This window comes from Streptomyces boetiae, from assembly GCF_031845405.1.
GTDB lineage: Bacteria > Actinomycetota > Actinomycetes > Streptomycetales > Streptomycetaceae > Streptomyces > Streptomyces boetiae.
Window position 1 is genome coordinate 1 of record NZ_JAVREN010000027.1, and the last position, 17,729, is coordinate 17,729.

Genomic DNA, 17,729 nt, shown 5'->3' on the forward strand with positions numbered 1-17,729 from the left:
CCCCCGCCGCCCCCGCCCGTCGGGTCCGGGGCTGACGCCCCAGGCCGTGCTCAGCGCCTCCACCAGGATCAGGCCGCGCCCGCGCTCGTCCTCGGCCCGCGCCGCGCGGGCCCGCGCGGAGCCCCCGGGCGGGTGCGGGGCCGTGGTCCGCTGGTCGGCCACCTCCACGCGCACCAGGCCCTCCCCGGCCCGCAGCGTGCAGACGACGGCCTGACTGCCGGTGTGCAGAACGGCGTTGGTGACCAGCTCGGAGACGACCAGCTCGGCGTTCTCCACTGCCGGGGCGGACAGGCCCCAGCCGGCCAGGGCCTCCCGGGTGCGGGCCCGGGCGACCCGGACCGACCGGTCGAGCGCGGGGAGCCGGAAGGCGAGGGCTGCGTCGTCGATTTGGGGCCGGGGTGCTGGTGTTGCGCGCGTAGAACGAGGTGCGATGGCGGGGGTGGCCATGCTGCCGCCTTTCGTCTGCGGGAACCCGCGCGCTCCCGTATCCCCGGCTGAGACCCGTCCCCTTCACTATGACACTGCCAACTACACCTCGCAATAGGTAACTTGAAAATTGCAGATCGCCAGATGCGGAGTAACCATGCGGCGGCCGGCGTGACACACTGCGACCGGGACGGCCGAGGCTGAGGAGGCGTCAGGTGGCCGCGACGACCGACTGGGCGGGTGCGCCCGCCGTACTGCGCATGATCCTCGGCAAGCAGTTGCAGGCCCTGCGCCGGCGGGCCGGACTCAGCTACGACCAGGCGGCCGAGGCCCTGGATGCCAGCCACTCGACGATCCGCCGCATCGAGGCGGCCAAGGTGGCGCGGCTGCGCGCGCCCGTCGTGGAGAAGCTGCTGCGGACGTACGGGGTCAGCGACCCGGCCGAGATCGCCGCGTTCCTGGAGACGGTGCGTGAGGCCAACCAGCGCGGGTGGTGGCACTCTTACCGCGAGGTGATGCCCACCTGGGGCGCGGCGTACCTGAGTCTGGAGCAGGCCTCGCGGCAGATCAGGGCGTACGAGGCCCAGGTGGTGCACGAGCTGCTGCAGACCGAGGCGTACGCCCGGGCGCAGATCGCGGCGGAGGGCCCGCACCTGCCGCCCGCCCTCGTCGAGCGGCGGCTCGGGCTGCGGATGCGGCGCCAGGAGCTGCTGCGCCGCCCCGACCCGCCGCGGGTGTGGGTGGTGCTGGACGAGGCCGCGCTGCGCCGCCCGGTCGGCGGCGACGGGGTGATGGCCGAGCAGATCGCGCACCTCGTCGCGCTCAACGAACGGCCGCACGTGACCGTGCAGGTGCTGCGCTTCGACCGGGGCTCGCACCCGGCGATGCGCATCGGGGCGTTCCACCACTTCCGGCTGCGCTCCCCGGAGTTGCCGGACGTGGTGTACCACGCCACGCCCACGGGCGCCGGCTACCTGGACGCGCCGGAGGACGTCCTGGTCTGCCGGGAGACGCTGGACCGCCTCTCGGCCCAGGCCGCCCCCGGCCGCCGGACGGCCGCCGTCCTCGCGGAGATCCGCCAGGAGCTGTGACCGGGGCCCGCCGGGGCGGGCCCGGAGAGGGAAGGGAAGGACGCACATGTCAGAGAACGGCTGGCCGGCCGACCGGATCGACACCGGCAGCGCGCACTCCGCCCGCATCTACGACTACCTGCTCGGCGGCAAGGACCACTACCGGGCCGACCAGGAGGCTGGCGAGGCCCTGCGCCGCGAGTGGCCCTCCCTGCCGGTCAGCATGCGCGCCAACCGCGACTGGATGCACCGGGTCGTCCGCCACCTGGCGCGGGAGGAGGGCATCGGGCAGTTCCTCGACATCGGGACCGGCATCCCGACCTCGCCCAACCTCCACGAGATCGCGCAGGCCGAGACGCCCGCCGCACGCGTGGTCTACGTCGACAACGACCCCATCGTGCTGACGCTCTCCCAGGGCCTGCTCGCCAGCACCCCGGAGGGCCGCACCGCCTACGTGGAGGCGGACCTGCGCGACCCGGCCGCGATCCTCGGCTCGCCGGAGCTGCTGGAAACGCTGGACCTGGGCCGCCCGGTGGCGGTGACCGTGCTGGCGATCCTGCACTTCATCGAGGGCGAGGAGGAGGCGCGCGGGCTCCTGCGGCGCCTGCTGGAGCCGCTGCCGCCCGGCAGCTTCCTCGCGCTGTCCACGGCCACCGGGGACTTCGCGCCCGAGGAGGTCGGCCGGGCCGCCGCCGTCTACCACTCCCGGGGCATCCCGATGGTGCTGCGCTCGGCGGACCAGGTCGCGCGGTTCTTCGACGGTCTGGAGCTGGTCGGCCCGGGCGTCACCCAGGCGCACCGGTGGCGGCCCGACCCGGCCCAGGGCCCGGCGGTCGCGGACCGCGAGGTCGCGATGTACTGCGGGGTGGCGCGCAAGCCGGCCTGAGCGCGCCGCATTCCGCGGCCGGGACGCGGCGACCACGGTGGCGCGCGGCGCGCCACCGCTCGCGCGCAGGGCGACCGCCTGCGGGCGCCGGCCCCGGGCCGTTCGCACCACGGGCCGTCGCCGGGACCGGGGCATCCCTCGCCAACGCCGACGGCCGGGGGCGTCCCGTCTGCCGGCCGCAGGCCCTCGCAACGCGCGGGTGTCGGCCGTTGCGGTGAGGCTGCGGGGGTGGCGGCGCGCGGCGGCGTTCACTGGGCGCATGGTGCCAGCGACCGCCCCCCGCCCCGCCCCCGTCCCCGAGGCCGTGCCGCCGATACTGGCGGTGGACGGCGAACTGCCCACCGGCGCCTGGGCGTACGAGTTCAAGTGGGACGGCTACCGCTGCTGCCTGCGCGTGGCCGCCGACGGCGGCACCCGGCTCACCAGCCGCAACGGCAACGACCTCACCGCCGTCTACCCCGAGCTGGCCGGCGGGGCGCTGCGCGAGGCGCTGCGCGGCCGGGACGCCGTGCTGGACGGCGAGATCGTGGCGCTGAACGACGCGGGCCGCCCCGACTTCGGCCTGCTCCAGCGCCGCCACCAGCGCGCCCCCTCCCCCGGGCGGCTCGCCGGGGTGCCCGTGACCTTCTTCGCCTTCGACCTGCCCCGGCTGGACGGGCACCCGCTGCTGCGCGCCCCCTACGAGGAGCGGCGCGCGCTGCTGGCGGAGATCGGCTCGGCCGCCGACCCGGCCGCCGCCCGGCTGGCGGTCCCGCCGCACTACTCCGGCCCCGGAGCCTTCCCCGAGGAATTGCTGCGGGTGGCCGCCGAGCACACGCTGGAGGGCCTGGTCGCCAAGCGCCTGGGCTCCCCCTACCACCCGGGCCGCCGCTCCCCGCTGTGGGTGAAGAAGCCGCTGGTGTCCACCCAGGAGGCGGTCATCGGCGGCTGGCAGCCGGGCGCGGGGCGGCGCGCGGGCCGGGTCGGCTCCCTGCTGCTGGGCGCGCACGACGCGGAGGGCACCCTGCGCTTCATCGGCCACGTCGGCAGCGGCCTGGGCGCGGCGACGCTCGCCGACCTCGCCGCGCGGCTGGCCCCGCTGGCGCGCGCCACCAGCCCGTTCGGCGAGCCGGTCCCGCGCGAACACGCCCGCACCGCCCGGTGGGTGGAGCCGCGGCTGGTGGCCGACGTGGCCTTCCGCCGCTGGACGGGCGACAGGCGGCTGCGCCAGCCCTCCTGGCGCGGGCTGCGCCTGGACCGGGACCCGGAGTCGGTGGCTTTGCCGCCGCCGTAGGCTGCGGGCATGGACGCGAGGGCACTGGCCGCCGAGGCCGCCGCGCTGGCCGCGCGGCGAGGGGCGCGGGCCGTGCTCGGCCTGGCCGGGCCGCCGGGCGCGGGGAAGTCCACGCTGGCCCGCGCGCTGGTGGACGCGCTCCGCTCGCGCGCGATCTACGTGCCGGCGGCGTACGTGCCGCTGGACGGGTTCCACCTCTCCAACGCCCAGCTCGACCGGCTCGGGCTGCGCTCCCGCAAGGGCGCGGAGCAGACCTTCGACGTGTGGGGCTACGTGGCCCTGCTGCACCGGCTGCTCGACCCGGCGCAGGCCGGACACGACATCTACGTCCCGGACTTCGACCGCACGCTGGACGAGCCGGTGGCCGCGCGGCACCGGGTGCGCCCGGAGGCGCGGCTGATCGTCACCGAGGGGAACTACCTGGCCTGCGACCTGCCCGGCTGGCGCGAGGCGCGGGCGTGCATGGCCGAGGTCTGGTACGTGGACGCGCCCCCCGCGCTGCGGGACGCGCGGCTGTTCGCCCGGCACACCGCGCACGGCGACCGGCCCGCGGCGGCCCGGGCCCGGGTGGACGGCAACGACCGGCCCAACGCCGCGATGGTGGAACGCTCCCGCGCGCGCTGCGACCGCGTGCTCTCCGGCCCGGGGGCGGGCGGAGGGAGCACGGCCGCGCCCGGGCGCCCGACCGGCCCCGGGGGCCCCGGTACCGAGGGCGGCCGGGGCGGGGCGTAGGCTGCGGGCGTCAACAGGGCGACGGGAGACAGGAAGCCGGTGCGAATCCGGCACGGTCCCGCCACTGTGACCGGGGAGCCGACCCCACCGCGGACCACTGCGGGCGCACGCGCCCGCGGGAAGGTCGGGGAAGGCGCCGATCCGGGAGTCAGGAGACTGACCCGTCGCCACCGTCCGAGGGGCGTGGACCCCCCAGGAGGTCTCCCATGCACGTCCGCTTCCCCGCGCGCCCCAGACGGCGCGCCCCCCGCTTTCTGAACGGCGCGCTGCCCCGCGCCCTGGCGGCGGCGCTGCTCGCCGCGGTTCTGGCCCTCCTCGCCGCCTGCGGCTCCGGCGGCCGGGACGGCGGCGACCCCGGCCGTTCCGGCGGGCCGGCCGCGGCCGGCTTCCCCGTCACCGTCGAGAACTGCGGGGTGAGCACCACCTACGAGGCCCCGCCGGAGCGGGTGGTGACGATCCATCAGCACCCTGCCGAGCTGATGCTGGCCCTGGGTCTCCAGGACGCGATGGCCGGCACCGCCTACCCCGACTCCGCCGTGCTGCCCGAGTACCGCGAGGCGTACGAGGCGATACCCGAACTCGCCGCCGAAGAGCCCTCGTTCGAGCAGGTGCTGGAGGCGGAGCCCGACCTGGTCTACGGCGGCTACGGCAGCGCCTTCGCGGAGCGGGAGGGCCGTTCCCGCCAGGCCTTCGAGGACGCCGGGATCGCCACCCACCTCAACCGCGAGTACTGCGAGGACGGGCCCGTCACGCTGGAGGACGCCTACGAGGAAATCCGCACCGTAGGGCGGATCTTCGGCGTCCCCGACCGCGCCGAGGAGCTGGTCGCGGAGCTGGCCGGGCGCGCCGACGCGGCTGCCGAGGCGGTGCGAGGCGCCGATCCGGTAAGGGTGTTCGTGTACGACAGCGGCGAGTCCGCGCCGTTCACCGCGGGCGGCCTCGGCCTCGGTCAGGACCTGATCCGGCGGGCCGGCGGCGAGAACGTCTTCGGCGACCTCGACGCGGTCTTCGCCGACGGCTCCTGGGAGCAGGTCGTGGAGCGCCGCCCCGACGTCATCGTCATCTACGACTACGGCGACGAGGACGGCGGCAACGTCGCGCGCAAGCGGGACTTCCTGCGCGCGCACCCGGCGCTGGCCGGCCTGCCGGCCGTGCGCGAGGAGCGGTTCGTGGTGCTGCCGCTGACCGCGACCCTGGTGGGCGTGCGCGCCCCGGGCGCGGTGGAGGAGCTGGCCCGCGCGCTGCACCCCGAGCGGTTCCGGTGAGGGCCGCGGCGCCGGAGCGGGAGAACGCCCGGCGCCGGCCGCCGTTCCCGCTGGTCCTGGCCGGCCTGGCGGCCGTGCTGCTGGCCTCCGTCACCGCCGGGCTGACCGCCGGCTCGGTGGCCGTTCCGCCCGGCGAGGTGTGGGGCATCCTGCTGCGCGGGGGCCTGGGCCTGCCCTGGCCCGAGGCCGGGTGGTCCCGGCCCCGGGAGACGATCGTGCTGGAGGTGCGGGCCCCGCGGGTGCTGCTGGGCGCGGTGGTGGGGGCCGGGCTCGCGGTGCTCGGTACCGCCATGCAGGCGCTGGTGCGCAACCCGCTGGCCGACCCCTACCTGCTGGGCGTCTCCTCGGGCGCCTCGCTGGGCGCGGTGGCCGTGATCGTCGGCGGCGTGACGTTCGCGGGCATGTACGCACTGCCGCTGGGGGCGTTCGCCGGGGCGCTGCTGGCGCTGGTCCTGGTCTACGGAACGGCCCGCGCCGCCGGGCGGATCACCGCGCTGCGGCTGGTCCTGGCCGGGGTCGCGGTCGCCTCGGTCCTCTCGGCGCTGACCAGCCTGCTGCTGCTCACCCAGCGCGGGAACGAGGCCCGCGAGGTGCTGGCGTGGATGCTCGGCGGCCTCGGCGGCGCCCGCTGGGACACCCTCTGGCTCCCGGCGGCGGTGCTGGGCGCGGCGCTCGCCGCCCTCGCGGCCTGCGCCCGCCCGCTGAACCTGCTGCTCGCCGGCGAGGAGGCGGCCGGGACGATGGGCCTGGACGTGGGGCGCTTCCGCACCCGCCTGTTCGTGGCCCTCTCGCTGGTGACGGGCGTGCTGGTGGCGGCGGCCGGGCCGATCGGCTTCGTGGGGCTGATGCTGCCGCACGCCGTGCGGCTGGTCGTCGGCGGCGACCACCGCCGGGTCCTTCCGGCCGCCGCGCTGGGCGGGGCGGCGTTCCTGGTGCTGGCCGACCTGGCCGCGCGCACGGTGGCCGCGCCGCAGGAGATCCCCGTCGGGGTCCTGACCTCGCTGTGCGGCGGGCCGTTCTTCCTGTGGCTGATGCGCCGCGACGGACGGAGGGCGGCGCGGTGAGCGACGCTCCCCCGCAAGCGGGAGGTGCCCCCAGCGCGGCTGCCGGGCCGCCGACATGGACGATGCCCGGGCTGTGCCGCGCGGGTGGAGCGGGAGGTGCCCCCAGGCGGAGCCCGGGGAAGAGCGGGAGGATCCGGTGAGCGGACCTTGCGCGGCCTCCGGGGCCGCGCTCTCCGCCCAGGAGGTGGCCGTGGCGGCCGGGGCCCGCCGCCTGCTGGACGGGGTGTCCCTGGATGCCGTGCCCGGCGAGGTGGTCGGCCTGGTCGGCCCCAACGGCAGCGGCAAGTCCACGCTGCTGCGCACCGTCTACCGCGCGCTGCGCCCGGAGCGCGGCCGGGTGCTGGTGAACGGCCGGGAGGTGGCCGCCACGCCGGTGCGGGAGGTGGCCCGCACGGTGGCGGCGGTGGTGCAGGAGCCCGCCGGGGACCTGGAGCTGACGGTCCGCGAGGTGGTGGCGATGGGACGGGCCCCGCACCAGCGGACATTCGGGCCCGAGACCGCCCACGACCGGCGGGTGGTGGCCGACGCCCTGGAGCGGGTCGCGGCTGCGGACCTGGCGGAACGGCCGTTCGCCTCGCTCTCCGGCGGGGAACGGCAGCGGGTGCTGATCGCCCGCGCGCTGGCCCAGGAGCCGGCCCTGCTGGTGCTGGACGAGCCGGGCAACCACCTCGACGTCCGCCACCAACTGGCGTTGCTCACCCTGCTCCGCCGCCTCCCGGCGACCTCGCTGGTCGCCCTGCACGACCTCAACCTCGCCGCCCGCTTCTGCGACCGCCTCTGCCTCCTGCGCGCCGGGAAGGTGACTGCCTCGGGACCGCCGCGCCAGGTGCTGAACGCCGCGCTGCTCTCGGAGGTCTACGGGGCGCGGGCCGAGGTCGCCGAGAACCCGGCCACGGGAGCGCCGCAGGTCACCTTCCACCTGCCGGAGGCCGACGGGGAGCACAAGGCGAGCGTTCGGGGCCGGCCGTAGGGTCTCGCGCCCGCCGGCGCGCCTCTGCCGTCCCCCTTACGGGTGAGAGAAACCGCCGGCTCGCGACGGCACTGGTGGCGACGGGTAGATCCCGTCTCGGGCCGACGCCCGCGCGAGGGGCCGGTCCGGCGTTCCCGCGACCGTGTCCGAGAGGAGGCCGTGTGAGCGAGGATCGCGTCCTCGGCGTGGCGGCGGCCCCCGGGCCGCCGCCGGCCGCGGCCGGCGGCGCGAGAGCCGGGGCGGGGGAGAGCGGACAGCCCGCCCGGCTGCCCTCCCTGACCGGGCTGCGGTTCGCGGCGGCCGGCGGCGTCGTCTGCGTGCACGCACTGGTCTTCCAGGACCCGGCCACCTCGTCACCGTCCGGCGTGACGGTCTGGGTGGGCAGGAACTCCGTGGCGCTGTTCTTCGTCCTCAGCGGCTACGTGATGATGCGCTCCCGGCGGCCGGAGGACACCACGCGGCGATTCTGGCGGCGCCGGGCCGCGAAGATCCTGCCGGGCCATGTGCTGACCTGGTGCAGCGCCCTGGTCGTCACCGCGGCCGTCGGGTCGAGCATCACGCAGGCCGACAGCGGGGCCTTGGCCGACACGGCTGCGCTCCTCCTGGTGCACACCTGGATCCCCTCCGCCGAATACACGTCGGCCGGCAATACGGTGTGCTGGTCCCTGGCCGCCGAGGCCCTGTTCTACCTGCTCTTTCCCGTCCTGGCTCGCCCGGTCGGACGCCTGACCCCGCGAGGATGCCTGGCGGCTGCCGCGCTGTCGCTGGCCGTCCTCTGGACGCTTCCGCTGCTCAGCGAGCTGATCGTCGACCCGCAAACCCTCCAGGACCCTCAGCAGTTCGACGCCTACTGGTTTCTGGCCGCGCTTCCCCCGACGCAACTGCCCCTGTTTCTCCTCGGCATGGTCGCGGCTCGCCTCTCGTACGCCGCGCCGGGCCTGCCCCGCATCGGTGTCCTCCCGGCCGCGGCGCTCCTGGTCGCCGCCATGACCGCCGGCGCCCGCTGGCTCCCCGACGCCTTCCTGTGGTCCGCGGCCACCTCTCTGCCGCTCGCCCTCCTGGTCCACGCCGTCGCCGGTCTCGACCTGCGCCGACGGCCGTCCCTCCTGCGGGCGCGGGTGCCGGTCCTCCTGGGCGGCATCTCCTACGCGCTGTACCTCACGCACTGCCACGTCCTCATCGTCACCCACCACCTCCTCGGCGACCGGGGCTGGGGAACCGGCCCGGTCCTCGCTCTCGCGCTCCCCCTGGCGCTCGGCGTCGCCTGGCTCCTCTACGTCACGGTCGAACGCCCCGGCACGCGGCTCCTGGGCCGGCCGCGCCCGCGCGCGGGGAGCGTGCCCCGGCAACGGTGACCGGGCACGCCGGGCGCCGGCCGGGCCGGGGCGGTCCCCGGCGCCTCAGGCCCCGCGCCGGGCGCTGACCCGTATGCGCAGGCGGCGCGGCCGGGGAACGTTCGCCGGCGGGGGCCGCAGAGCCCGGCCGTCCAGCGGGCGCGGCTCCCAGCGGGACGCGACCGTGGTGCCGGCCGGCAGGCGGACGCCGGCGAGTTCGGCCTCCGCCGTGGTGACGCGGGTCAGCAGCCAGCCGGGCGGGCGCAACCGCAGGGTCTCGGAGATCACGTGTCCCGTCTCCACGAGGGAGGGCAGGTCCGCGAAAATGCCGGGCCGCCCGGGCGTTCACTGCCCCGGAAGCGGGAGGCCGCCCGCGAGCCGCGTGCGAGGACGTTGCCGAGGCAGCCATTCCCGCCGTTCCCCGGCCCGCGTACGGAGCGCCCCGGGGCACCCGAAGCACGGGGCGGGGTGCCAGGGTCCCTGTGCGCCCGCGTTCGGCGCCCGGGGCGCCCGGCAGCGGCGGCGGCTCCGGGGCGAAGGTCCGCCGCGCGGGCGGGCCGGGTGGTCACGGCCGGCCGGCCCGCGCGGCGGGGTCAGTCGCGCAGGACCGTGGCGACGCCGCGCCCGGCCCGCACGTAGGCGGGGAACTCCCCTGGCCCGCAGGTGACTTCGTGCCAGCCGGGACCGGTCAGCGGCGGGCAGCCCAGGAGCGGGGTCCACTCCCCCTCGGGCACGTACAGGGCGCACCGCCCGCCCGGCTCCAGGACGGGCGCGACCAGCACGTCGGGCCCGAAGAAGTACTGGAGCCCGGCGGCGCGCGCGGCCCGGTCGCCGGGCAGGGCCAGCGGCATCGGCCGCATCAGCGGCAGCCCGTCGGCCGCCGACCCGGCGGCGTAGCGCCGCATCCGCCGCCGCAGGCGGCAGGCGTCCAGCGCGGCGGAGCGGTAGGGCTCGGGGTAGGCGGTGGGCTCGCGGCGGCCCACGCCGTGGAAGCGCATCAGGGGGCTGAACGCCGCCCACTGCGCCCACCGCCCGTACAGCTCCGGCTCCACGTCCGCGAAGACCCGGTCCGGGCTCATGGTGGTGCGCAACTCCTTGGCGAGCCGGTAGGACTCGGGCGTCCAGTAGCCCCCGGCGTCGTGGGTGACGAGGGAGCAGCCGCTGAGCGAGAGGGAGAGCACGGCCCGCAGGGTGGAGACCAGGCCGGTCCAGGAGGAGGGCAGGTCCCCGGCCCAGTGGGCGGGCTCGCGCTGCGAACCGGCCGTTCCGGAGCGGGAGATGGCGACGAAGTCGCCGTCGCGCACCAGCGTGCCGGTCTCGCGGACGGCGGTCTGGTAGAGCAGGGCGTAGGCGTTGCGCCGCTCCCCGCCGCGTGTGCCGTCGGCGAAGACGGCCTCGTCGGGGATCTCCTCTCCGAAGTCGGCCAGCACCGCGGCGTTCTCCTCCTCGCGCAGGGTGCGGGCCAGGCGGGCGGTCCACCAGGCCCTGGCCTGGGGGTTGGTGAAGTCGAGGACCAGGCAGGCCGGGTTGTGGGCGGTGGGCACGGGGTTGCCGTCGGCGTCGCTGACCAGGTAGCCGCGGGCGGCCAGCTCGTCGGCCAGCGGGGTGCCGGTCTTGACGTAGGGGTTGATCCACAGGCTGGTGCGCACCCCGCGGTCGGCCAGCGGGCGGCTCCACCCGGCGGGGAAACGCGAGCGGTCCGGGCCCGCGCTCCAGGTGGCGTCGGCCAGGACCGACTCCTCCAGCCACTCGTCCACGTGCACCACGTCCACGGGGGCGCCGGCGCGTTCCATCTCCTCGACGTTGCGCAGCACCTCGCCGGCCGTGAAGTAGGAGGAGCGGCTCAGCCACACGCCATAGGCCCACTCGGGCAGCATGCGGGGCCGGCCGGTGAGACTCAGGTACCGCTCCAGGATGGTGGGGCCGTCCCCGTCGATGAGGAAGAGGTCCAGGTGCGGGCCGCCGATCTCGACGGCGGCGGCCTCGGAGTGCGTGGCGCCCAGGTCGGCCTCCACCGAGCCGCCGGTGTGGGCGAACAGGCCCCACCCGGCGTCGGACCACAGCAGCGGGATGTTGAGGTAGGCGGTGTCGCGGCCGGCGGCGCGGTTCTCCTCGGTGTTGCGCAGGGTCCGCATCCGGCCCCGCAGGTCGATGCCCTGGTAGCTCTCGCCGCCGCCGTAGACGGCCGCGCCGGGGCTGAGGTGGACGGTCTCCACCCAGCTTCCCGCCGGGTGCCCGGGGGTGGGCGGGCGCAGCCCGGCGCGGTAGGGCACGGTGTCGGCCTCGGGGCGGGCGAAGCGCCGGTACGCCCCGAAGCTGAGGCCCTGACCGGCCCAGTGCGCGTCCACGCCGGGGCCGGTGAGGGACACCCCGCCGCCGTCCGGGAGCCGGGTCAGCCGCGCGGGCCGGTCCGAGACACCCGGCAGCACGGCGAGTCCCCGGTCGGGCACGCCGGACTGGCGCAGCCGCAGCACGCCCTCGGCCGGGACGGTGCACGTCAGCCGCACGGTGCGGCCCGAGCCCAGCGCGACCAGCAGCTCGCCGTCCGCGTCGCCCGGCTCGGCCGACGCGTACGGGTCGGTGTGGTCGGCCGTCTCGGGGGCCGCCGTCCGGTAGGCCATCGCGTCTCCTCCCACCGCGTCCGGGTCGTCGCGGGGAGCGACGGGTACCCCCGGCCCACCGGGGGAAACGCCCGGGGCGGCCGGGGCCGTCGTCTCAAGGCGGGCGACGCCCCGGCCGATGACGTGAGCAGGGGACGCGGGCATACGTCCCGCGTCCGGGGGAACCGGTGGTGGCTCCCCGGCCGCGACCACCGGGGGCGCGGCCGAGGCCGTGGGACCGGGCGTAGCGAGGCCGCGAACCGGGACGCGGACCCGGGACGTGGCCGAGGGCGTGACTCAGGACGTGACTCAGGACATGACGCAGGACGTGGACGAGCCGGAGAGGGAGGCGGGCGCGTGGTGACGCAGGTGCTGCTCCTGCTGCTGGCGGTGGGGCTGACGCTGGCCTGCGCCGTGTTCGTGGCGGCGGAGTTCTCGCTGACCACGGTGGAGCGCGGGGAGCTGGAGAGGGCCGCGGCGGCGGGCGAGGCGGGCGCGGGCGGGGCGCTGAAGGCGGCCCGGGCGCTGACGTTCCAGCTCTCGGGGGCGCAACTGGGCATCACCGTCACCTCCCTGGTGATCGGGATGCTGGCCGAGCCGTCCCTGGCCGCGCTGCTGCGCGGGCCCCTGCGGGCGGCCGGGGTGCCGGAGTCGGCCGCCTCCTCGGCGGCGCTGGCCGTGGGCGTCGCCCTGTCCACGGTGCTGCTGATGGTCATCGGCGAGCTGGTCCCCAAGAACTGGGCCATCGCCAGGCCCCTGCGGGTGGCACGCGCGGTCGCCGGCCCGCAGCGGGCGTTCACCGCCGCCTTCGCCCCGCTGATCCGGCACCTGAACGAGACGGCCAACCGGCTGGTGCGGGCCGGGGGCCTGGAGCCCACCGAGGAGCTGGCCTCCGCGCGCACCCCGCAGGAGCTGGTGGCCCTGGCCCGCCACTCTGCCGAGGAGGGCGTGCTGCCCTCGGACTCCGCGGAGCTGTTCTTGCGCACCCTGCACCTGGCCGAGCTGACCGCGCAGAGCGTGATGACGCCCCGCGTGGACGTGCACGCGCTCCCGGCCTCGGCCACGGCCGGCCGCGCGGCGGAGCTGACCCGCGCCACCGGCCTCTCCCGCTTCCCGGTCTACGAGGGCTCGCTGGACGAGGTGCGCGGCGTGGTCCACATCAAGGACGTCCTCGCCCTGGAGGAGGGCGCACGCGGGGCGACGCCCGTGGCGCGCCTGGCCAGGGAGCCCGTGCGCGTACCGGCCAGCCTTCCCGTGGACGAGCTGCTGGAGCGGCTGCGCGGCTCCGGCTCGATGGCGGTGGTCGTGGACGAGTACGGCGGAACGGCCGGCGTGGCCACGCTGGAGGACATCGTGGAGGAGGTCGTCGGCGAGGTCCGCGACGAGCACGACCCCGAAGAGTCGCCGGGCCTGGCCCGGCGGGGCGCGCGGGTGTGGGAAGCGGACGGCGGCGTGCGCCGCGACCGGCTCGCCGCGATCGGCCTGCCGGTCCCCGACGGCCCCTACGAGACGGTGGCGGGCCTGGTGGCGGCGGAGCTGGCGCGCATCCCGGCGCGTGGCGACGAGGTGACGGTCGGGGGGTGGCGGCTGACGGTGCTGGAGGTGGCCCGGCACCGGGCGGAACGGGTGCGGCTGACGGCGCCCGGGGCCTCCCCCCGTGGCGGGACGGTCGCGCCGTGACCGTCGTGCAGCTCGCGCTGGGCGCGTTCGCCGTGCTGGTCAACGCCTTCTTCGTCGGCGCCGAGTTCGCCCTGATCTCCGTGCGGCGCGACCAGATCCAGCCGCGCGCCGAGGCCGGGGAGCGGCCAGCGCGGACCGTGCTGTGGGCGCTGCGGCACCTGTCGCCGATGATGGCCACCGCGCAGCTCGGCATCACCGTCTCCTCGCTGGTGCTGGGCGCGGTGGCCGAGCCGGCCGTCGCGCACCTGCTGGAGCCCCTGCTGGACGCGGTCGCCGTCCCCTACGGGCTGGTGCACCCCATCGCCTTCGCCGTCGCCCTGGCCGTCGCCACCTACCTGCACATGCTGATCGGCGAGATGGTTCCCAAGAACGTCGCGCTCGCCGCCCCGGAGCGCACCGCCCTGCTGCTCGGGCCCCCGCTGGTGGCCCTTACCCGCACGCTGGCCCCCGTGGTCCTGGGGATCAACGCCTGCGCCAACGGCCTGCTGCGGCTGCTGCGCGTCCAGCCCCGGGACGAGGTGGCCTCGGTGTTCACGGACAACGAGCTGGCGCGGCTGGTGCAGGACTCCTCGGACGCCGGGCTGCTGGAGGCGGCCGAGAGCGAGCGGCTGCGGGACGCGCTGGAGCTGGGCAGCCGCACGGTCGCGGAGATCGTCGTGCCGCCGGGCCGGATGGTGACCGTGGACCACCGGGTCACGCCCCGGCAGCTCGAGCTGGCCGCGGCCCGCTCGGGCTACTCCCGCTTCCCCGTGACGGGCCCCGGCAGCACGGTCCTGGGCTTCCTGCACGTGAAGGACGCGCTGGGCGCCGCGCACCGCGACCGGCCCTTCCCGCGCAACGCCCTGCACCCCGTGGTGCGGGTGCGGCCCGAGACGCCGCTGGACGACGCGCTGACGGCGATGCGCTCGCGGGTGACGCACCTGGCGGCGGTGACGGGCCCCTCGGGGGCGCTGCTGGGGTTCGTGACCATGGAGGACGTGCTCTCCGAGCTGGTCGGCCCGGCCGCGCATGAGCCCTGAGGACGCGGGTACCCGCGTCCGGTCAAGGACGGACGAACCCGAGCACACGGGAGGACACCATGGGGAAGACCAACCCCATCGAGGTCCAGAAGGCGCTGAAGAACGCCGGCTACCCGAGCGATAAGCAGGCGCTGATGAAGACCGCCAGGAAGAACGGCGCCGACAAGTCGCTGGTCCAGGAGATCGGCAGCCTCCGCCAGGACCGCTTCGACGGCCCCAACGACGTCGAGAAGGCGATCTTCGGTCACTGAGCGGTCCATGGCCTCCGCCACGGACCTCGTGGGACGGGCCCCGCGACCGCGCCGCCCCCGCGCCTTGCCCAGGTGGCCGCCCCGGACGCTGCCGGGCGCCGGTCCGGGCGCCGTCCGGGGACGTTGTCCCGGGACGTGCCGACGCGGCGCAGCCCGGGGGCCCGGAGCATGATCTCCGGTCCCCGACCGGGTTCTTCCCGGCCGGGGGCCGGTGCGGTCGCCGCCCGCGAGGGCGGCGGGCGCGACGGACGGGCACGTACCGGCACGGCCCGAACCGGCGACGGCCCGGTCCCACGCCCCTGCGGGGTGGCGGGACCGGGCCGTCGTCGCTGACGCGCCGCGCGGGAGCCCCGCGCGGCGCGGGCGTGCCGCCCGCCTCAGGCCGCCGCGGACAGGGCGGCGGCACGGACCGGGCGAGCCTCGGCGGCCTGACCCGCGGTAGCGGACGCGCGTCCCTGGAGGAGCAGGCCGGCGGTCGCCGTCAGGGCGATGACCGCACCGCCCAGGACCAGCGCGCCGCGGGCGCCGGCGACCTCCATCAGCAGGCCGATCGCGGGCGGGCCCACCAGGCCCCAGCCGGTGCTCAGGCTGCGCCACACGCCCAGCACCCGGCCGCGCATGTGCGGCGGCGGGTCGGTCTGCAGCACGGTGGTGCCCGCGGTGTCGGAGACCGACTCGACCATGGCCATCGGGACGACCAGCAGGATCAGCAGCGCCAGGCTCGGCGTCAGGCCGGCCGCGATCTGGAGCACGGCGCCCGCGCCGGCCATCGCCGCCACCAGGCGGACGGAGGGCCGCTGGAGCACGCCGGCCAGCAGCGCACCCGCGATGCCGCCGATCGCCAGGGCGGTGGAGACGGTGCCGAAGGCGCCCGCGCCGGCCGCCAGCGGGCCGGTCACCAGGACCGCCAGAGTCAGGGCGTAGTTCCGGCCGAAGACCGCGCTCAGGCCGGTGATCGCGGCCAGGGCGACCAGGCGGGGGCGGCCGAGGAAGTACCGCAGGCCCTCGCGCGGGTCCGCCGACGGGCGCGGCGCCTCCGCCGCGGCGGCCGGGGCCGGCGCGCGGTCGGGGTCGCTGGTGTGGTCCACCAGCCGCAGGAAGGGGATCACCGAGGCGACGAAGGCGAAGGACAGGCCGTTGGCCAGGAACGCCGATGAGGTGCCGAAGAGCACCACCGCGCCGCCGGCCAGGGCGGTGCCGGCCAGGCGGCCGACGCTGTGCACGGCCGAGCCCAGCGCGATGGCCGAGGGAACGTCCCGGGTCCGGACGAGGTCGTTGCCCAGCAGCGCGCACGCGGGCGCGTCCACGGTGGCGACCACCCCGGTGATCGCGGCCAGGGCCATCAGCACCGGCACGTTGATCATGTCGAACGCCACGAGCGCGGCGGTCGCGAAGGCCACCAGGCCCAGGGCGGCCTGGCTGAGCGTGGCCGTCAGCTTGCGCGGCCAGGCGTCCACGGCCGCGCCGCCGATCAGGCCGAGCACCAGGCCCGGCCCGGCCTGCACGGCCAGCGACAGGCCGGTCATGGCGGCGGAGCCGGTGACGTGCAGCACCAGCAGATTCTGGACCGTGAGCTGCATCCAGGTGCCGGCGTTGGAGACCAGGTTGGCCACGGACCACCAGCGCATGCTGGGGTAGCGCAGACAACGCCAGGGGCTGCGCCGGGAGGCGGCCTCGGCCGTCGGGGTCTTCTCGGACGTCTTCGCAGCGGTGAGAGCAGACATGCGCCTGAGGGGGGAGAGGGGGCCACGCGCCGCAGCGCGCCGGACAACGCACCCCACCATGACAAGCGGGCTCCCCGCCGGGAAGACCAAGATCGTTCCCGGGCCCGCGCCGGCTCCCGTTTCCCTTGGGGCGCCTGGCCCGCGGGCCCCTCGTGCCCTCCCTCACGTGGCGTGGTTCACGCCTCCCGCGCCGCTCAGGGGCGGAGGACGACCTTGCCGGTCTCCTTGTGCTGGAACCTCCGGTACGCCTCCGGCGCCTCCGACAGCGGCACGTGGTCGGTGGCGAAGTCGTCCACGCCCAGCGGGTCGTCCTCGCCGAGCAGCGGCAGGATCTCGGGGACCCAGCGCCGGACGTTCGCCTGGCCCATGCGGAGCTGGATCTGCTTGTCGAAGAGCTTCAGCATCGGCAGCGGGTCCTTCATGCCGCCGTAGACGCCGCTGAGCGAGAGCGTTCCGCCGCGCCGGACCAGCTCGATGCCCAGGTAGAGCGCGGAGAGCCGGTCCACGCCCGCCCTGCGCGCGATCCGCTCGGCCAGCCGGGCCGGCAGCAGCCCGCTCAGGTCGTGCGCCAGCTTGCCCGCGGCGCTGCCGTGCGCCTCCATCCCCACGGCGTCGATCACCGCGTCGGCGCCCCGGCCCTCGGTGCGGTCGCGGACGGCGTTGACGATGTTGTCGCTCTCGGTGAGGTCGAGCGTGGACACGCCGCGTGACCGGGCCCTGGCCAGCCGCTCCGGCACGAGGTCGATCCCGATCACCTGCGCCACGCCCTGGTGCCTGGCGATGCGGCAGCACATGTCCCCGATGGGCCCCAGGCCCAGCACCACCAGCGTTCCCCCCTTGGGCGGGTCGGCGTAGGCCACCGCCTGCCAGGCCGTGGGCAGCACGTCGGAGAGGAACAGATAACGGTCCTCCGGCACCCCCTCCGGCACGCGCACCGGCCCGTAGTGGGCCTGGGGAACGCGCAGGTACTCGGCCTGGGCGCCCGGCACCGACCCGTACAGCCTGGTGTAGCCGAACAGGGCCGCGCCGCTGCCCTGCTCCTTGACCTGCGTGGTCTCGCACTGCGTCTGGAGCCCGCGCTCGCACATGAAACAGGCCCCACAGGCGATCCCGAACGGCACCACCACCCGGTCCCCCGGCGCCAGCTCCGTGACCTCCGGCCCCGTCTCCTCCACGACCCCCATCGGCTCGTGCCCCAGCACGTCACCCGGCGTCATGAACGGCGACAGCACCTCGTACAGATGCAGATCCGACCCGCACAGCCCGGTGGAGGTGATCCGCACCACCGCATCCGTCGGCTCCTCGATCCGGGGCTCCGGAACGTCCTCCACCCGCACATCCCGCTTCCCGCGCCACACGACTGCCTTCATCGCCGCCTCGCCTCTCCGTCTTCGGCTCTCTGGTCCGTCCGCCGGGCCGAGTACCCAGCACGGGG

General features: G+C 76.5%; 16 protein-coding genes and 1 riboswitch. Of the genes, 11 read left to right on the forward strand and 5 right to left on the reverse strand.

Annotated elements, in window-relative coordinates:
• Window positions 1–447: ATP-binding protein (locus tag RM780_RS18000; RefSeq protein ID WP_311631781.1), on the reverse strand; the 447-nt coding region annotated here is incomplete at its 3' end.
• A 194-nt stretch (window positions 448–641) separates the two neighbouring features.
• Between RM780_RS18000 and RM780_RS18005 the strand changes: the two genes are divergently transcribed.
• The 8 genes from RM780_RS18005 to RM780_RS18040 all read left to right on the forward strand — a co-directional run bounded on the left by RM780_RS18005 (window position 642) and on the right by RM780_RS18040 (window position 9,041).
• The gene (locus RM780_RS18005) at window positions 642–1,517 is read left to right on the forward strand and encodes a helix-turn-helix domain-containing protein (protein WP_311631782.1); all 876 of its coding nucleotides are present in this window, start codon (window positions 642–644) and stop codon (window positions 1,515–1,517) included.
• Window positions 1,518–1,563: 46 nt separating this feature from the next.
• Window positions 1,564–2,382, forward strand: a complete 819-nt coding sequence (locus RM780_RS18010; RefSeq protein ID WP_311631783.1) for an SAM-dependent methyltransferase — start codon at window positions 1,564–1,566, stop codon at window positions 2,380–2,382.
• Window positions 2,383–2,641: 259 nt separating this feature from the next.
• On the forward strand, window positions 2,642–3,655 hold the full coding sequence (gene ligD, locus RM780_RS18015) for a non-homologous end-joining DNA ligase (RefSeq protein ID WP_311631784.1): 1,014 nt from the start codon (window positions 2,642–2,644) through the stop codon (window positions 3,653–3,655).
• Between the two features lie 9 nt (window positions 3,656–3,664).
• A complete protein-coding gene (locus RM780_RS18020; RefSeq protein WP_311631785.1) occupies window positions 3,665–4,387 on the forward strand; it encodes a nucleoside/nucleotide kinase family protein in 723 nt (240 codons plus the stop codon).
• A 29-nt stretch (window positions 4,388–4,416) separates the two neighbouring features.
• Window positions 4,417–4,546, forward strand: a riboswitch (cobalamin riboswitch).
• A 47-nt stretch (window positions 4,547–4,593) separates the two neighbouring features.
• Window positions 4,594–5,652 carry an ABC transporter substrate-binding protein gene (locus tag RM780_RS18025; RefSeq protein ID WP_311631786.1) on the forward strand — a complete coding sequence of 353 codons (1,059 nt, stop codon included), beginning with the start codon at window positions 4,594–4,596 and terminating at the stop codon, window positions 5,650–5,652.
• On the forward strand, window positions 5,649–6,716 hold the full coding sequence (locus RM780_RS18030; protein ID WP_394813004.1) for a FecCD family ABC transporter permease: 1,068 nt from the start codon (window positions 5,649–5,651) through the stop codon (window positions 6,714–6,716). The genes RM780_RS18025 and RM780_RS18030 overlap by 4 nt, the downstream gene beginning before the upstream one ends.
• 136 nt (window positions 6,717–6,852) lie before the next feature.
• Window positions 6,853–7,686, forward strand: coding sequence for an ABC transporter ATP-binding protein (locus RM780_RS18035; RefSeq protein ID WP_311631787.1), 834 nt, complete (start codon window positions 6,853–6,855; stop codon window positions 7,684–7,686).
• A gap of 161 nt (window positions 7,687–7,847) precedes the next feature.
• On the forward strand, window positions 7,848–9,041 hold the full coding sequence (locus RM780_RS18040; protein WP_311631788.1) for an acyltransferase family protein: 1,194 nt from the start codon (window positions 7,848–7,850) through the stop codon (window positions 9,039–9,041).
• A gap of 45 nt (window positions 9,042–9,086) precedes the next feature.
• Here RM780_RS18040 and RM780_RS18045 read toward each other — a convergent pair whose 3' ends face one another.
• A complete protein-coding gene (locus RM780_RS18045; RefSeq protein WP_311631833.1) occupies window positions 9,087–9,347 on the reverse strand; it encodes a cytochrome P450 in 261 nt (86 codons plus the stop codon).
• Between the two features lie 266 nt (window positions 9,348–9,613).
• On the reverse strand, window positions 9,614–11,641 hold the full coding sequence (locus RM780_RS18050; RefSeq protein WP_311631789.1) for a glycoside hydrolase family 31 protein: 2,028 nt from the start codon (window positions 11,639–11,641) through the stop codon (window positions 9,614–9,616).
• Window positions 11,642–11,980: 339 nt separating this feature from the next.
• On the opposite strand from RM780_RS18050, the gene RM780_RS18055 reads away from it, so the two are divergent.
• Genes RM780_RS18055 through RM780_RS18065 form a run of 3 tightly spaced genes read left to right on the forward strand, consistent with a single transcriptional unit; the run spans window position 11,981 to window position 14,570 of the window.
• On the forward strand, window positions 11,981–13,300 hold the full coding sequence (locus RM780_RS18055; protein WP_311631834.1) for a hemolysin family protein: 1,320 nt from the start codon (window positions 11,981–11,983) through the stop codon (window positions 13,298–13,300).
• Window positions 13,297–14,319 carry a hemolysin family protein gene (locus tag RM780_RS18060; protein WP_311631790.1) on the forward strand — a complete coding sequence of 341 codons (1,023 nt, stop codon included), beginning with the start codon at window positions 13,297–13,299 and terminating at the stop codon, window positions 14,317–14,319. Before RM780_RS18055 ends, RM780_RS18060 begins: the two co-directional genes overlap by 4 nt.
• 59 nt (window positions 14,320–14,378) lie before the next feature.
• The gene (locus RM780_RS18065; RefSeq protein WP_311631791.1) at window positions 14,379–14,570 is read left to right on the forward strand and encodes a DUF2795 domain-containing protein; all 192 of its coding nucleotides are present in this window, start codon (window positions 14,379–14,381) and stop codon (window positions 14,568–14,570) included.
• 377 nt (window positions 14,571–14,947) lie between these two features.
• On the opposite strand, the gene RM780_RS18070 is transcribed toward RM780_RS18065, so the two are convergent.
• Together RM780_RS18070 and RM780_RS18075 are read right to left on the reverse strand one after the other, a co-directional pair.
• A complete protein-coding gene (locus RM780_RS18070) occupies window positions 14,948–16,198 on the reverse strand; it encodes an MFS transporter (RefSeq protein WP_311631835.1) in 1,251 nt (416 codons plus the stop codon).
• Window positions 16,199–16,488: 290 nt separating this feature from the next.
• The gene (locus RM780_RS18075) at window positions 16,489–17,664 is read right to left on the reverse strand and encodes a zinc-dependent alcohol dehydrogenase (RefSeq protein WP_311631792.1); all 1,176 of its coding nucleotides are present in this window, start codon (window positions 17,662–17,664) and stop codon (window positions 16,489–16,491) included.
• Between the last annotated feature and the right edge of the window lie 65 nt (window positions 17,665–17,729).

Coding starts and splice junctions, on each gene's coding strand:
- RM780_RS18050 (WP_311631789.1), bottom strand. CDS start 11,641: ATGGCCTACCGGACGGCGGCCCCCGAGACGGCCGACCACACCGACCCG.
- RM780_RS18065 (WP_311631791.1), top strand. CDS start 14,379: ATGGGGAAGACCAACCCCATCGAGGTCCAGAAGGCGCTGAAGAACGCC.
- RM780_RS18010 (WP_311631783.1), top strand. CDS start 1,564: ATGTCAGAGAACGGCTGGCCGGCCGACCGGATCGACACCGGCAGCGCG.
- RM780_RS18020 (WP_311631785.1), top strand. CDS start 3,665: ATGGACGCGAGGGCACTGGCCGCCGAGGCCGCCGCGCTGGCCGCGCGG.
- RM780_RS18070 (WP_311631835.1), bottom strand. CDS start 16,198: ATGCGCTGGTGGTCCGTGGCCAACCTGGTCTCCAACGCCGGCACCTGG.
- RM780_RS18025 (WP_311631786.1), top strand. CDS start 4,594: ATGCACGTCCGCTTCCCCGCGCGCCCCAGACGGCGCGCCCCCCGCTTT.
- RM780_RS18075 (WP_311631792.1), bottom strand. CDS start 17,664: ATGAAGGCAGTCGTGTGGCGCGGGAAGCGGGATGTGCGGGTGGAGGAC.
- ligD (WP_311631784.1), top strand. CDS start 2,642: ATGGTGCCAGCGACCGCCCCCCGCCCCGCCCCCGTCCCCGAGGCCGTG.